The organism is Microbacterium lacus (assembly GCF_039531105.1).
Taxonomy (GTDB): domain Bacteria; phylum Actinomycetota; class Actinomycetes; order Actinomycetales; family Microbacteriaceae; genus Microbacterium; species Microbacterium lacus.
On the sequence record NZ_BAAAPK010000001.1, the window covers coordinates 2276455 to 2291991 of the forward strand.

12 protein-coding genes and 2 riboswitches are annotated in these 15537 nt (G+C 70.6%); of the genes, 6 read left to right on the forward strand and 6 right to left on the reverse strand.

Annotated elements, in window-relative coordinates:
• Window positions 1-18: 18 nt before the first annotated feature.
• The 4 genes from gcvP to ABD197_RS10865 all read right to left on the reverse strand — a co-directional run bounded on the left by gcvP (window position 19) and on the right by ABD197_RS10865 (window position 5923).
• Window positions 19-2859, reverse strand: coding sequence for an aminomethyl-transferring glycine dehydrogenase (gene gcvP / locus ABD197_RS10850; protein ID WP_425561036.1), 2841 nt, complete (start codon window positions 2857-2859; stop codon window positions 19-21).
• Window positions 2860-2939: 80 nt separating this feature from the next.
• Complete coding sequence (gene gcvH / locus ABD197_RS10855) at window positions 2940-3323, reverse strand: glycine cleavage system protein GcvH (protein WP_344054401.1); 384 nt, start codon at window positions 3321-3323, stop codon at window positions 2940-2942.
• Window positions 3320-4429, reverse strand: a complete 1110-nt coding sequence (gcvT, locus tag ABD197_RS10860) for a glycine cleavage system aminomethyltransferase GcvT (RefSeq protein ID WP_344054403.1) — start codon at window positions 4427-4429, stop codon at window positions 3320-3322. The genes gcvH and gcvT overlap by 4 nt, the downstream gene beginning before the upstream one ends.
• A gap of 45 nt (window positions 4430-4474) precedes the next feature.
• Window positions 4475-4582: riboswitch (glycine riboswitch) on the reverse strand.
• Window positions 4583-4679, reverse strand: a riboswitch (glycine riboswitch).
• A 68-nt stretch (window positions 4680-4747) separates the two neighbouring features.
• Window positions 4748-5923, reverse strand: coding sequence for a MarP family serine protease (locus ABD197_RS10865; RefSeq protein ID WP_344054405.1), 1176 nt, complete (start codon window positions 5921-5923; stop codon window positions 4748-4750).
• 132 nt (window positions 5924-6055) lie between these two features.
• Between ABD197_RS10865 and ABD197_RS10870 the strand changes: the two genes are divergently transcribed.
• Genes ABD197_RS10870 through ABD197_RS10895 form a run of 6 tightly spaced genes read left to right on the forward strand, consistent with a single transcriptional unit; the run spans window position 6056 to window position 12783 of the window.
• Window positions 6056-6787 (forward strand): NUDIX hydrolase, encoded by a 732-nt coding sequence (locus ABD197_RS10870; protein ID WP_344054407.1) that lies wholly within the window; start codon window positions 6056-6058, stop codon window positions 6785-6787.
• Window positions 6788-6814: 27 nt separating this feature from the next.
• Window positions 6815-8149, forward strand: a complete 1335-nt coding sequence (gene nadA / locus ABD197_RS10875; RefSeq protein ID WP_344054409.1) for a quinolinate synthase NadA — start codon at window positions 6815-6817, stop codon at window positions 8147-8149.
• Window positions 8146-9816, forward strand: a complete 1671-nt coding sequence (gene nadB / locus ABD197_RS10880; protein ID WP_344054411.1) for an L-aspartate oxidase — start codon at window positions 8146-8148, stop codon at window positions 9814-9816. The genes nadA and nadB overlap by 4 nt, the downstream gene beginning before the upstream one ends.
• Entirely contained in the window at window positions 9816-10667 is an 852-nt protein-coding gene (gene nadC, locus ABD197_RS10885) for a carboxylating nicotinate-nucleotide diphosphorylase (RefSeq protein WP_344054413.1), read from the forward strand. The genes nadB and nadC overlap by 1 nt, the downstream gene beginning before the upstream one ends.
• A 2-nt stretch (window positions 10668-10669) precedes the next feature.
• A complete protein-coding gene (locus ABD197_RS10890) occupies window positions 10670-11815 on the forward strand; it encodes a cysteine desulfurase family protein (RefSeq protein ID WP_344055840.1) in 1146 nt (381 codons plus the stop codon).
• Window positions 11812-12783, forward strand: a complete 972-nt coding sequence (locus tag ABD197_RS10895) for a glycosyltransferase family 2 protein (protein WP_344054415.1) — start codon at window positions 11812-11814, stop codon at window positions 12781-12783. Before ABD197_RS10890 ends, ABD197_RS10895 begins: the two co-directional genes overlap by 4 nt.
• Window positions 12784-12792: 9 nt before the next feature.
• Here the strand turns inward: ABD197_RS10895 and ABD197_RS10900 are convergent, their stop codons facing one another.
• A complete protein-coding gene (locus tag ABD197_RS10900; protein ID WP_425561037.1) occupies window positions 12793-14787 on the reverse strand; it encodes an ABC transporter ATP-binding protein in 1995 nt (664 codons plus the stop codon).
• Between the two features lie 68 nt (window positions 14788-14855).
• Complete coding sequence (locus tag ABD197_RS10905; RefSeq protein ID WP_344054419.1) at window positions 14856-15497, reverse strand: DUF1345 domain-containing protein; 642 nt, start codon at window positions 15495-15497, stop codon at window positions 14856-14858.
• Between the last annotated feature and the right edge of the window lie 40 nt (window positions 15498-15537).

Below are 15537 nucleotides of genomic sequence, written 5' to 3' on the forward strand. Positions count from 1 at the left end.
AGCGAAGGGAGACGCGGGTCAGGCGAACGCCTCGATCGGCGGGCACGCGCACACCAGGTTGCGGTCGCCGTACGCCTGATCGATGCGTCGCACCGGCGGCCAGTACTTCGTGCGCACGAGCGTGTGCACCGGGTACACGGCGAGCTCGCGCGAGTACGGGTGCGTCCACTCCCCCTCGATGACCGACGACGCGGTGTGGGGCGCGTTCACGAGCGGGTTGTCGGATGCCGGCCATTCACCGGCAGCGACCGCCTGAGCCTCGGCGCGGATCGCGATCATCGCCTCGATGAAGCGTTCGATCTCGCCGAGGTCCTCGGACTCCGTCGGCTCGACCATGAGGGTTCCGGCGACCGGGAACGACATGGTCGGAGCGTGGAAGCCGTAGTCGATCAGGCGCTTGGCGACATCGTCGACCGAGACGCCGGTCTCCTCCTTCAGGGGCCGCAGGTCGAGGATGCACTCGTGCGCGACGAGACCGCCTTCGCCGGTGTACAGCACCGGGTAGTGGTCCTTGAGCCGCACGGCGATGTAGTTCGCCGCGAGAACAGCCGCCGCCGTCGCGTCGCGGAGTCCCTGTGATCCCATCATGCGCACGTACGCCCACGAGATCGGCAGGATGCCGGCCGATCCGTGCGGCGCACCCGAGACCGCTCCACCGTCGAACACGTGCCCCCCGCTGTGCTCGGCGCGCTGCGAGAACGGGTGCCCGGGCAGATACGGCGCGAGGTGAGCCTTCGCGGCCACCGGTCCGACACCGGGCCCACCGCCGCCGTGCGGGATCGCGAACGTCTTGTGCAGGTTCAGGTGCGACACGTCGCCCCCGAGGTCGCCGAAGCGCGCGAAGCCGAGCAGCGCATTCAGGTTCGCGCCGTCGACGTAGACCTGCCCGCCGGCATCGTGGACGGCCTGGGTGATCTCCAGCACCTCGTGCTCGTAGACGCCGTGCGTGGACGGGTACGTGATCATGAGCGCCGCGAGCCGATCCGCGTGCAGCGCTATCTTCGCGCCGAGATCATCCAGATCGACGTTGCCCGCATCGTCGCACGCGACCACGACCACCTGCATGCCGGCCAGCACCGCCGAGGCGGCGTTCGTGCCGTGCGCGGAGGACGGGATCAGGCACACCGTGCGGTCGACGTCGCCGTTCGCCCGGTGGTAGCCGCGGATCGCGAGGAGCCCCGCGAGCTCTCCCTGGGAGCCCGCATTGGGCTGCAGCGACACCGCGTCGTACCCCGTGACCTCCGCGAGCCACGACTCGAGCTGCTCGATCATCGCGAGGTACCCGCGCACGTCCGCCTCCGGAGCGAAAGGGTGCACGCGGGAGAACTCCGGCCACGAAACGGCCGCCATCTCCGTGGCCGCATTCAGCTTCATGGTGCACGAGCCGAGCGGGATCATGCCGCGATCCAGCGCGTAGTCGCGGTCGGCCAGCTGCTTGAGGTAGCGCATCATCGCCGTCTCACTGCGGTGCACGTTGAACACCGGGTGAGTGAGGTAGTCCTCGCGACGGATGAGCTCCGCGGACACGCCTGCGAGAGCGGATGCCGCTTCCCACGGGACCGCGCGGTCGCCCTGCTCTCCGCCGCCGACGAACTCCGCCTCGGGAAGACCGAAGGCCCACGCCACCGCGGCGAGGTCTGCGGCGCTCGTGGTCTCGTCCACCGAGACCCCGACTGTCGCGTCGTCCGCCCAGAACAGCTGGTATCCGCGTTCGCGCGCGCGCTCGATCACGCGGCGGGCTGACCCCGGCACGTGCACGCGCAGCGTGTCGAAGAACGAATCGGATTCGAGCGTCAGCCCGTACGAGCGCAGCCGCTCGGCGAGCGCCTCCGCCTTCTGCGCCACATCGGTCGCGATCGCGCGCAGCCCGTCAGGGCCGTGGTAGACGGCGTACATCGCCGCCATGACGGCCAGCAGCACTTGAGCGGTGCAGATGTTGGACGTCGCCTTCTCGCGGCGGATGTGCTGCTCGCGCGTCTGCAGCGACAGACGATACGCGGGGTGTCCAGCCGCGTCCTGCGAGACCCCGACGAGGCGTCCCGGCAGCTGACGCTCGAGCCCGGTGCGCACGGCCATGTAGCCGGCGTGCGGGCCGCCGAATCCGAGAGGGACGCCGAAACGCTGGGTGGTTCCGACGGCGACGTCGGCGCCGAGGGCACCGGGCGAGCGAAGGAGCGTGAGGGCGAGCAGGTCGGCGGCCATCACGACCAGGCCACCCTGCGTCTTGACGGCCGCAACGGTCTCGGACGGGTCCCACACGCGCCCACTCGCGCCCGGGTACTGGATGAACGCGCCGAAGACGTCGAGATCAGCCGGGACGGCGGACTGCTCGAACGCGTGGAACCGGATGCTGATCCCGACCGCCTCCGCCCGGTGCTGCAGGAGCGCCTTGGTCTGCGGGAGCGCGTCGGCGTCGACCAGGAAGACGTCCGATGCCGACTTCGAGGCCCGCCGGGCCACGAGCATGCCCTCCACGACCGCCGTCGACTCGTCGAGCATCGATGCGTTCGCCGTCGCGAGACCGGTGAGGTCGGTCACCATCGTCTGGAAGTTGATGAGCGCTTCCAGGCGTCCCTGCGAGATCTCCGGCTGGTACGGCGTGTACGCGGTGTACCAGGACGGATTCTCCAGGACGTTGCGTGCGATCACGGACGGCGTGAACGTGTCGTAGTAGCCGAGCCCGATCATGGGTCGTGCGACCCGGTTCTGCGCGGCGAGTTCGCGCAGCTCTGCGAGCGCCTCCGCTTCGGTGGCGGCGGCCGGGATCGAGCTCGTGGATCGGGGGTGCACGTGGATGGATGCCGGCACCGCGGTCTGCACGAGGGCGTCGACACTGTCGTACCCCACCGCGTTCAGCATGAGTGCCTGCGCCGCGGCATCCGTCCCGATGTGACGCCGGACGAAGTCGCCGGGGCGACCGGGCGCGTCGAGGGCGGTGCTCACTCCTGCCCGCCCGTGAGCGCGACGTAGGCTTCGCGGTCGAGCAGTTCCGCCGGGGCCGAGGCGTCGACGCGGATCTTCACGAGCCAGCCCTCACCGAAAGGGTCGCTGTTGACCAGCGACGGGTCGTCCACCGCCGCGTCGTTCACGGCGACGACGTCGCCGGTCAGCGGCGCATAGAGCTCACCGACCGACTTCGTGGACTCGATCTCTCCGACGACCTGACCGGCGGACACACCGGTGTCGACCCCGGGGAGCTCGACGAAGACGACATCGCCGAGTTTGTCGGCGGCGTAGTCCGTGATGCCGACGGTCGCGACGTCGCCGTCCAGTGCGATCCACTCGTGCTCGGCGGTGTACTTCAGTGCGTTGAGATCGGTCATGATGCGTTCCTCTTGTAGAAGGGCAGGGTGGTGACGGTCGCCGGGATCCGCGTCCCGCGCACGTCGATGAACAGCTGCGTACCGGGGGTGCTCACGGACTGCGGGACGAATGCCATCGCGATCGGGTGGCCGAGCGTCGGGCTGAGCGCCCCGCTCGTGATCTCGCCGACCGGAGCGTCGGCATCCGTGACGGCATAGCCCGCGCGTCCCGCTCGCTTGCCCTCCGAGACGAGGCCCACGAGCACCGGTGCGTCGGGAACCACGACGACACCGAGGCCGGCGGCGCCGACGAAGTCCTCTTTGTCGAGCGCGACGGCACGGCCGAGGCCGGCTTGCGCGGGCACGATGTCGCGCGACAGCTCGTGACCGTACAGGGGCATCCCGGCCTCCAGCCGGAGGGTGTCGCGCGCGGCGAGACCGGCAGGAACCAGACCGTGCGCCGCGCCCACCCTCAGCAGGGCGTCCCACAGCCGCTCCGCGCGATCGTTCGGGATCAGCAGTTCGTAGCCGTCCTCACCGGTGTAGCCGGTCCGCGCGATCAGCATCGGGGCGCCCTCGAACGTCGCCGTGACCGCCGCGTAGTACTTCAGCTCATCGAGCGGATGCGCGAGCTCGGTCACCGCGACCTCGTCGAGCACGGCTCGGGCGTTCGGGCCCTGCACCGCGATGAGTGCGTAGGCGTCGGTCTGGTCGTCCACGCGCACATCACGGCCCGCCGCGCGCTCGGCGAGGGCGGTCGCGACCGGCTCGCGGTTGCCGGCATTCGCCACGACCAGGAAGCGATCCTCCGCGAGACGGTAGACGATCACGTCGTCGATGATGCCGCCGCCCGGTTCGAGGACGAGGGAGTACTTCGCTTTGCCGACGGGCATCGTCGAGAGGCGGCCGGCGAGCGCGTAATCGAGATACTCGCCCGCCGCAGGTCCGTCGACGAAGAACTCGGCCATGTGCGAGATGTCGAAAAGGCCCGCCGCGGTCCGCACCGCGTGGTGCTCGGCGAGATCCGAGCTGTAGCGGACCGGCATGGCCCACCCGCCGAAGTCGGTGAACGACGCACCGAGGCTCTCGTGTCGTTCACGCAGGACGGTGTATCGAGGCTGGGTCATGAGTTCCCCCGGTCGCAGGCGGGCAGGCGCCGGACGGCACCTGTGAACTCCCCCTCTGTCATGGGCCTGAGAGTTTCATCGCGGCATCCGAAGACGAACGGATGCGGGACTTTCACCGTCGGCGGATCCGCGAGGATCGCTTTCCAGAGTGGCCGAACCAGGACGGTACGCGTGACCTGAGAGATTGGCGGGGAGGCTTGCTCCTTCGGTGCCCGACAAGGATCTGTCGAGGCTCTCCCGCCCGGGTTGTGTGGCCGGTATTGACTTGCCCTGTCAGCATAGCGCCCGAGCCCCCTCCGACACGCGGGGGTTGCGGCCTCAGCTCGTGCAGCGCCCCGTGGAGACGGCGTCCGTCCAGCCCTCTGCACCGGCGAGCACCGGCTGCAGCTCGGTCGTGGTCATCGCGTAGCCGCGCTCCGGATCGTTCTCCGCACGGGCGAACACCACGCCGGCCACCTCGCCGGCCGCGGTCAGCAGCGGTCCACCCGAGTTGCCCGGGACGATCTCGGCGGCGAGGCCGTAGATCTCGCGCAGTGCCTGCGAATCGCGGTAGATGTCGGGCACGAGGACCGCGCCGCTGGAGAGCACCTCGGCGTTTCCCGCTTCGAAGGGGCCACCCCAGGGGTACCCCTGCACGACGGCGGCCGTGCCGGGTCCGAGCGGCGTCACGACCGGGAGGGGTCGCGCATCCAGTCCGTCGACGGCGACGACGGCGAGGTCGTCGATCGGATCGAAGTAGACGATGCGTCCCTCGAGCGCCGTGCGGCCCGGCAGCTCGACGAGAGCCGTGCTCATCCCCGCCACGACATGGGCGTTCGTCACGATGCGGTCGGGAGTCACCGCGAAGCCGGAGCCGGTCGCACTCATGCCGCACGCCGCAGCGACACCCGAGACCCGCGCGACGGACTGCGCCGCTTCGGCGAGAACGGGGTCGTCCAGCGCGACCGGAGGGGCCGTCGGCTGGACATCCAGGTCCAGCAGTTCGCCGAGCATCGGCAGCGCGTCGTCCACGACGGCCGAGCGCGCCTGCGCGAGCGCCTCGGCGACGGGGCGCGGCGTGAGGTCCTCGATCGTGCGGAGCACTTGGGACGACGCGAGCGCGGAGGTGACGCCTGGTGTCCCCGTCCCTCCGATGCTCGCACTCACCATCGTCAGGGCCAGGGCCGCCGCGACGACCGAGAGGGCTCCGCCGAGGATGCGGTCGATCACGCGCAGCGGCGCGCTGCGGTCCACGCCCCGGCGGATCGCGCCACCCGCAAGGCCACCCGCGAAGGAGAGACCCACGACGAGCAGGATCACGAGAGCGACGACGGCCACGACGCGCGTGTCCGGCCACGGCCAGACGTCGTTCACGATCGGGGCGAGCCAATACGCCGCGAGCCCGCCGAGCACGAGGCCGATGAGGGTGCCGAGGCTCGCGAACATTCCGCGCTGCAGCCCGATCACGAGAGCGACGATCAGCAGGGCGATCGCGATGATGTCGATGATCAGCATCCCTCCCCCTCCCGTGATCCGCGCACACCGGTGGTTCAGCGTACGGGCGGCGGCTATGCGCGAGCCGAAGACGCGCCATTTGCCCTTCGAGTCAGAGTGACACTAAGATCGCATCCGGAGGTAATGGTCACCATGACACGAACAGTCGTCCTCGCTGCGCCGTCCGAGCAGAGCAGCGACGTGACGCGTGTCGCCGTGTCGACCGTGATCTTCACGCTCCGCCGCGATCCCGCACAGGAGAATCCCGTCATCGCCCTCCCGCTCGTTCGGCGCACGCGTGATCCTTACGAGGGCCTGTGGGCCCTCCCGGGTGGATGGCTCGACCAGGACGAGAGCCTGGACGACGCCGCCGCACGGACGCTCGCCGAGACGACCGGCATCGCCCCCAGCTACCTCGAGCAGCTCTACGCGTTCGGCGCGGTCGACCGCTCCCCCACGCGCGTGATCTCAATCGTCTATTGGGCGCTGGTGCGTCCCGACGAGATCCCCTCGCACGAGGCCGTCCCCGCGTACGACGCCGAGAACGTGACCTGGGTGGATGCCGCGCACCTGCCCCCGCTCGCGTTCGACCACACCGAGATCGTCGACTACGCGCTGTGGCGCCTGCGCAACAAGGCGGGATACAGCCGGATCGCGCACGGCCTCCTACCGGACGAGTTCACGCTCGCGGAGCTCCGCGAGGTGTACGAGTCCATCCTCGGCCGCCGACTGGACCCGGCGAACTTCCGCCGTCAGGTCGACAACTCCGAGACCCTGATCCCGACCGACCGCTTCCGCACGGGCAGCCACCGACCGGCTCGGCTGTACCGCTACAACCAGGACGTCGAGCTCGCCGACCGCGGCCCCCTCATCGCCCGCCCCTGAACCCGCCCAGATCGAATCGAGTCCGCCATGTCCCTCACCCTCCCTCCCGTGGACCCGTCGGTCGACCACGAGATCCAGGCGATCGTCGCCGGAGCCTCCACGGCCGAGACCTGCAACACGGACCTCGCCGCCGGACCCTGGACGTTCGACGCGCGCCCCGGTTACGGCCCGGGGTCGTCGATGGGCGACGTGATCCCGGTGGGCGCGCCACGGCAGGGTGAGCTTCCGGCGTCGTACCGCGAGGCGAGCCCGGAAGAGCTCGATGCGCGCATCATCGCCGCGAAGACGATCCTCGGCGACCGCGTCGTGATCCTCGGGCACTTCTATCAGCGCGAGGAGGTCATCCGGCATGCGGACTACGTCGGAGACTCCTTCCAGCTCGCGAATGCGGCACTCGAACACCCGGATGCCGAGGCCATCGTGTTCTGCGGCGTGCACTTCATGGCCGAGACCGCAGACCTCCTCTCGCGCCCGGAGCAGTCCGTGATCCTGCCGAACCTGGCCGCCGGCTGCTCGATGGCGGACATGGCGGACATCGACCAGGTGGAGGAGTGCTGGGAGCAGCTGGCCGAGATCTACGGCGATATGGATGCCCCTGACGCCGACGGACTCGTTCCGGTCATCCCGGTGACGTACATGAACTCCTCGGCCGCGATCAAGGGCTTCGTCGGTCGCCACGGCGGAATCGTGTGCACGTCCTCCAACGCCCAGACGGTTCTGGAGTGGGCGTTCGCCCGCGGGCGCCGCGTGCTCTTCTTCCCCGACCAGCATCTCGGCCGGAACACCGCCAAGGCGATGGGAGTGCCTCTGGAGCACATGCCGATGTGGAACCCGCGCAAGCCGCTCGGCGGAGCCACGGAGGCGGAGATCGAGGACGCGCGCGTGATCCTGTGGCACGGGTTCTGCTCGGTGCACCGGCGCTTCACCGTGGATCAGATCGACACCGCCCGCGCGGCGCACCCGGGCGTGCGGGTGATCGTGCATCCGGAATGCCCGATGGCCGTCGTCGACGCCGCCGACGAGTCCGGCTCCACCGACTACATCCGCCGCGCGATCGAAGCGGCATCCGAGCCGACGACGTTCGCGATCGGCACCGAGGTGAACCTCGTGCAGCGTCTCGCCGCCGCGAATCCGCAGCACACGATCTTCTGCCTGGACCCCGTGGTCTGCCCGTGCTCGACGATGTACCGCATCCACCCCGGGTACCTCGCCTGGGTGCTCGAAGGGCTCGTCGCCGGGGAGGTGCGCAACCGCATCACCGTGCCGCAGGACGTCGCCGACCCCGCGCGGGTCGCGCTCGAGCGGATGCTGGCCGCCAAGCCTCCGGCCGCGCCCGCCGCCGCGTGGGAGAACGCGTCGTGAGCGGGCCGCTGCACGCGGTCGTGGTGGGCTCCGGCATCGCCGGGCTCACGGTGGCCCTGCACGCCGTCCAGCACGGCGTGCAGGTGACCCTGGTCACGAAGGACGTCCTGGAGCACGCCAACACCAGGTACGCGCAGGGCGGCATCGCGGGGGTCATGTTCGACGACGACCGCGCCGAGGACCACATCCGCGACACGCTCACCGCGGGGGCCGGACTGAGCGATCCCGAGGCTGTCCGCGTCCTCGTCGACGAGGGTCCCGCCCGCATCCGCGAGCTCATCGACATCGGCGTCGCGTTCGACCGCGGCGAGGACGGCGCGTTCGTGAAGGGTCTGGAGGCGGCGCATTCGTACCCGCGCATCCTGCACTCCGGCGGGGATGCGACCGGCACGGCGATCGAGAAGGCGCTCGTGGCGCGCCTGCGCGCGAGCGAGGTGCGGGTGATCGAGCATGCCTTCCTGATCGATCTCATCGTCTCCGACGGACGCGTGGCGGGCGTGGAGCTGCTCGTCGGCGATGTGCCGGCGTCGACCGATCGATCCGTCGTGCGCGGGGTCCGCGAGAGCATCCACGCGGATGCCGTCGTCCTCGCCACCGGCGGCGCGGGCGAGCTGTACGCGCACACCACGAACCCGCCGGTCGCGACCGGCGACGGGATCGCCGCCGCGCTGCGCGCTGGGGCTGCCGTCGCCGACCTCGAGTTCTTCCAGTTCCACCCGACGGTGCTCGAGGGTGGTGGCTCCGCTCTCGGCGAGTCCTTCCTGGTCTCTGAAGCCGTCCGCGGCGAAGGAGCGACACTGATCGACGAATCGGGCCGCCGGTTCGCATTCGATGCCCACCCCGACGGTGAGCTCGCTCCTCGGGACGTCGTCGCCCGCGCGATCGCACGACAGATGGAGCGTCAGGACGGGCGCCCCGTGCTGCTGGATGCGACTCATCTGCGACCTACTCCGGAGGAGACGGCGGCATTCCTCGCGCGCCGGTTCCCCACGATCGACGCGGCCGTGCGCGAACGCGGACTCGACTGGGCGCGGCAGCCGATACCGGTGACGCCCGCGGCGCACTACCTGATGGGCGGGGTCGTGACCGACCTCGACGGACGCACGAGCGTCGCGGGGCTCTACGCGGTCGGCGAAGTGGCGCGCACGGGCGTGCACGGCGCGAACCGCCTCGCCTCGAACTCATTGCTGGAGGGGGCCGTGTTCGGTGCCCGGGCGGGCGATGCGATCGCCGCGGATGCGGCATCCGGAGCGTGGCCTGCTCTGCAGGTCGCGCCGGTCGACCCGATCGAGGCGACGCCTGCCGCGGACGCCCCGCCGTTCTCGCGGGCCGCCCTGCAGCGGCTCATGTGGGAGGACGCCGGACTCGTGCGGGACGCCGAAGGCCTCGCCCGCGCGGCAAGGATCCTCGCGGCATGGCGCGCGACGGAGCGGACGCCCGCCGCCGAAGCCGAGTTCGAGGACGAGAACCTGCTGCTGGTCGCCCAGCACCTCGTCGCCGCAGCGGCGACGCGCACCGCCTCCGTCGGCGCGCACTTCCGTCGTGACGGCGCGGAGCCTGACGAAACTCCACGGAATCGGTCGGATGCGGCCGCGTCGGCCGCGATCGGGGCCGACATCACGCCCGATGCGTGGAGTTCTGCCGCGCCCACCGAGGCGGTCCGCTGATGCTCACGCGCGCCACGATCGAGCGCACCGTCTCCGCCGCCCTGGAGGAGGACGCCCCCTGGGGCGACATCACGAGCGAGATGCTCATCCCGGAGGCCTCCACCGCGGTCGCCGAGCTCGTCGCGCGGGAGCGCGGCGTCTTCAGCGGCGGAGAGGTCTTCGCCGCTGCGTTCGCGTTGACCGACCCGGCCATCCAGGTGGACCTCGCGATCGCGGACGGCGCGGAGTTCGAGCGCGGTGCGGTCCTCGCGGTGGTCACCGGACCGTCACGCGGAGTGCTGACCGCCGAGCGCGTCGGACTGAACTTCGCGCAGCGCATGACGGGCATCGCCACGCTGACGGCGAGCTACGTCGCTCAGGTCGCCCACACCGGCGCGCGCATCGCCGACACCCGCAAGACCACACCGGGACTCCGGGCCTTCGAGCGTCACGCCGTCCGCTCGGGCGGCGGTCACAACCACCGCTACTCGCTCTCGGACGCGGTCATGGCGAAGGACAACCACCTCGCCGTCCTGACCCGGACCGGGATGTCCGTCACCGCCGCGCTGCAGGGTGCGATCGCGCGCCTGCCGCACACGACGCACGTCGAGGTGGAGGTCGATCGCCTCGATCAGATCGAGCCCGTGCTCGCCGCGGGCGTGGGCACGATCATGCTCGACAACTTCTCGCTCGAGGATCTGCGCCGCGGCGTCGAGCAGATCGGCGGCAGGGTCATCGTGGAGGCCTCCGGCGGCGTGTCCCTGGAGACCGTGCGCGCGATCGCGGAGACCGGCGTGGACGTCATCTCCGTCGGTGCACTCACGCATTCCGCGCGCGCCCTCGACCTCGCGCTGGACGTTCGCCTCTCGTGAGCATGCTGTACCTCGACAACGCGGCCACCACCCCGGTGCGGCCGGAGGTGCTCGAGGCGATGATGCCGTTCCTGACCCGCTGGTACGGGAACCCCTCGAGCCACCACACGGTCGGTGAGGCGGCCGCGGGCGCTCTGGCCGACGCCCGCGCCCGGGTCGCGCGCATCCTGGGAATGCGGGCGGGTGACATCGTCTTCACCTCGGGCGGCACCGAGGCGAACAACCTGGCCGTCAAGGGGATCGCGATCGCCGCGCACGCCCGCCGCGGAGCGAGCCACGTCATCACGAGTGCGATCGAGCACGAGTCGATCCTCGAGTCGGTCGACTATCTCGCGCGCATCCACGGCTTCTCCGTCAGCCGTCTGCCGGTGGACGGTGATGCGCGGATCGACCCCGGCGATGTCGCGGCCGCGCTCCGGGAGGACACCGCATTGGTGAGCGTGGGGTACGCGAACAACGAGGTGGGCACCGTCCAGGACGTCGCGGCGATCGCTGCCGCCGCGCACGCGCGGGGCGTCCCCGTGCACATCGATGCGGTGCAGGCCGCGGGGTGGCTGCCGCTGGATGCCGCGGCGCTCGGCGTCGACGCGATCTCGCTCGCCGGGCACAAGCTCGGAGCCCCGAAGGGAATGGGTCTCCTCGCCGTCCGCGGCCGCATCCCGATCGAGCCGGTCCTGCACGGCGGCGGGCAGGAGCGCGGCCGGCGCAGCGGAACCGAGAACGTCGCCGGGGCCGTGGGCCTTGCCACCGCGTTGGAACTGGCCGAAGCCGACCGGGCGGCATCCGCTCTTCGCGTGAGCGGTGTGCGGGACGCGTTCATCGGCGGCGTTCTCGCCGGCGTCACGACGGCGACCCTGACGGGCGACCGGGTGCACCGGCTTCCCGGGACCGCGAGTTTCACGTTCGCCAGGACGAGCGGTGAGGCCGTGCTTCTCGAGCTCGAGCGGCGGGGCGTGGTCTCTTCCAGCGGATCGGCGTGTGCGGCCGGAAGCGACGAACCCTCGCACGTGCTCGTCGCGATGGGCATTCCCGCCGAGCTCGCCCAGACCGCCGTCCGCTTCACGTTCGGGCACGACACCCGGGTCGACCCCGGCGAGCTGACGCGGGCCGTCCAGGCCTCGGTCGCCGCCGTACAATCGGGCGCGTGAGCACTTCCACCGGGCCGGCGGTCACGGTCATCGTCCCGGGTTTCGACGTCGCGGACTACGCTGACGCCGCACTGGACTCGCTCCGGGCGCAGACCCGCGCGGACTGGTCGGCGATCCTCGTCGATGACGCCTCCTCGGATGCCACCGCGGACATCTTCGACCGCGCCGCCGCGCAGGATCCGCGTTTCCGCGTCGTCCGCGCGCCCGCACGCGGGGGTCTCGGCGCGGCCCGCAACCGCGCTCTCGACCTCGTACAGACGCCGTACCTCGGGTTCCTCGACGCCGACGACGTGCTGATCCCCTCCGCGCTCGAGCGGCTCCTCGGTGTCCTGGAGCGGACCGGCAGCGATTTCGCGCTCGGCGCGTACGTGCGCCTGCGCCCTGATGGCCACGGAGGTTATACGCCCGGTCCCGTTCAGCCTTGGGTCGCAGCCGCGACGGCACCCGAGCGCCTGGCCACCACGATCGAAGACCACCCCGAGGCGACGGCCAACGTCGTGGCGTGGTCGAAGATCAGCCGGACCGAGTTCTGGCACCGCGCTCACCTGCGCTTCCCCGAGGGCAGGCTCTACGAGGATCAGCTCGTGGCGCAGCAGATGTACGCTCGGGCGCGACGCTTCGACACGATCCCTGACGTCCTCGTGCACTGGCGGGTGCGTCCGGACGGGTCCTCGATCACCCAACGGGAGGCGCAGCTCGACGTGCTGCGCGATTGCCTGGACGCGATGGATGCCGGCCTCCGCGTCCTGGAGGACACCGGGCACCCGCGCGCCGCGCGTGCCCGCGTCGGGCAGATCCTGCGGATGGACATCCCGCGCCTCGTCGAACTCGCGCGCGCGCACCCCGATCCCGCGTACCGTCGCACGCTCGGGGCGTTCACCCGGGAGATCTGGGATCGGGGCGCCGCGTCCACATCGGGCCTGGACGACGCGGCGAACGCCGCCGTCTCCGCCGCCCGCCTCTGGTGAGGCCCCCGCTCAGGCCTCGGGCAACGCCAGCGAGCCGGTGAGCACCGCCGCCGGATCGTCCGCCGGCAGGGTCGCCGGGTCGTCCGGCGCACGATCCGCTCTTCGCGCGGGCCGCGGCGCCGGCTCGTCGTCGGCCTCGATCTCGAGGATCCGGGATGCCGCGAGCTGCTGGGCCGCGAGCTCGGCGTAGAGGCCGCCCTCCGCCAGCAGCGACGCGTGGGTCCCCGACTCCACGATCCGCCCGGCGTCGACCACGTGGATCACGTCGGCCCCGATGACCGTCGAGAGCCGGTGGGCGATCGACAGGGTGGTCCTGCCCCGCGCGGCCGCATCGAGGGCTTCCTGCACGACGCGCTCGGAGACGGTGTCCAGGGCCGAGGTGGCCTCGTCGAGCAACAGGACGGGCGGGTCCTTCAGCAGGACCCGCGCGATCGCGATCCGCTGCTTTTCTCCCCCGGACAGTCGGTACCCGCGCTCGCCCACGATCGTGTCGTAACCGTGCTCGAACCCGCTGATGATGTGGTGGATGTTCGCTGCGCGGCAGGCCTCCTCGAGGTCTTCCTGCGTCGCGTCCGGTTTCGCGTACAGGAGGTTCTCCCGGATCGTCGCGTGGAAGAGGTAGGTCTCCTGCGAAACGATGCCGACGTGGTCGATGATCGACTCCTGCGTGAGCGCCCGCACATCGGCACCGGCGAACAGCACGGCCCCACCCGTCGCTTCGTACATGCGCGGCGTCAGATACAGAACTGTCGTCTTGCCCGCCCCCGAGGGTCCGACGAAGGCGACGTGCTGGCCCGGCTCGGCGGTGAAGGACACGCCCTGCAGGGTCGGTCGCGCCTGCGCAGCCGCATCCGGATACGCGAACACGACGTCGCGGAACTCCACCCGGCCCACCGGACCCGGGGCCGCCCGCACCGGGATCGCGCCAGGCGCGTCGCTGATCGCGGGCACGAGGTCGAGGAACTCGAAGATCCGCGCGAAGATCGCCGCAGAGGTCTGCACGTCCAGCGAGACGCGCATGAGACCCATGAGCGGCATCAGCAGCCGCGCCTGCACCGTCGTGAACGCCACGATCGTGCCCGCGGTGATGACGTCGCTGCCGCCGGTGATGAGGTACCCGGCCACGAGGTAGATGATCGCCGGCACGCTCGCCATGAGCACCTGCACGACCGCGAAGAATCCCTGGCCGCTCATGGCGCGCCGAACCTGCAGACGCACCTGATTGACGTTCTCGGCTCCGTACCGCGCGGACTCGGTGCGCTGACGGTTGAACGACTTCGACAGCAGGATGCCGGACACGCTCAGTGTCTCCTGCGTGATCGCCGTCAGCTCCGAGAGCGACTCCTGCGTCTCGCCCGCGATGCGCGCGCGCACCTGGCCGACCCTGCGCTGCACGATCACGAGGAACGGCATCATCACCACGGCGATGATCGTCAGGCGCCAGTCGATGATGATCATCGCCACCAGGGAGGCGATGACCGTCACGACGTTGCCGAGGATGCTGGTGAACGTGCTCGTGAGCACGCCGGAGACCGCGCCGACGTCGTTCTGCAGCCGGGACTGGATCACACCGGTCTTCGTCCGCGTGAAGAAGCCGAGCTCCATCGCCTGCAAGTGATCGAAGAGCTGGACCCGGAGGTCGCCGGTGATCCGGTTGCCGATCGTGGAGGTGAACCAGGTCTGCAGGACCCCGAGAGCGGCGGACAGCACGAACAGGCCGATCATGATGAGCACGAGACGCCACAGGAGCGCCTGGTCGGGGCCCGCGCCACCCGGCGGGAAGAGCGCCTCGTCGAAGATCTGCTGCACGATCAGGGCGGGGACGACGGCGATCGCGGCGCCGGCGATCACGAGCACAGCCGTCACGATCAGGCGACCGGTGTAGGGGCGGAACAGGGCGACCACCCGGCGCCCGAGATTCGGGATGCGCGGCGCCTGGGCGTTCAGCTTCTTCTGGGCGCTGATGTCGACCGGGCGGAATCCGCCGCCGTGTCCCCCGCCCATGCTCATGGGCTCGAGCCTACTTTCGGCCCCGGACGCCCGGGGCCGTGAACGCTCACGGCGGAACCGCGCTAGGAGAGATCGATCACGAGGTTCACGACCGTGCCGATGATGACTGCGCCGAACAGGTACGCCAGGAGGGACTGGGCGATCACGAGCCGACGGATCTGGTTCGTCCGCACCGCGCTGTCGCCCACCTGATAGCCCATGCCGATCCCGAGCGAGAAGTACGCGAAGTCCGTGTACGACGGATCATCATGCTGATTGAAGTCGATCCCGCCGCCCGGGGCGCCGTAGTACAGATGGGCCACGCGCAGCATGTAGTCGGCCTGGATGAGGGCCCACGAGCTCGCGACGCTGACCACGGCGATCGCCGCGAGCAGGTACGACTCGAGTTCCGATGTGGTCTGCGTCTGGATCAGGACGATCGCGACCGCGCCGAGGCTCGCGACGCTGCCGACCAGGGCGACGAGCCGGGCGAAGGAACGGCCGGGATCCTCTCCGGTGGCGTGCGCGCGCGTCTGCGCGGCATCCATCGGCCAGATCAGGATCGCCAGCCACACGACGTTCGTGGCGGCGAACCCGGACCATCCGGCGAGCAGACCCGCCGCGATGCCCAGGAACGGGGCGGCCGTCAGCCCCCCGATCACGCCGATGACGGCGGCCACGAGGGATCGGGAGAGCGCCGCCAGACGGACGGGATTCACAGCCATGTGCGAATGTTTCCACGCGATCGGGGAATGCGGTGTCCGA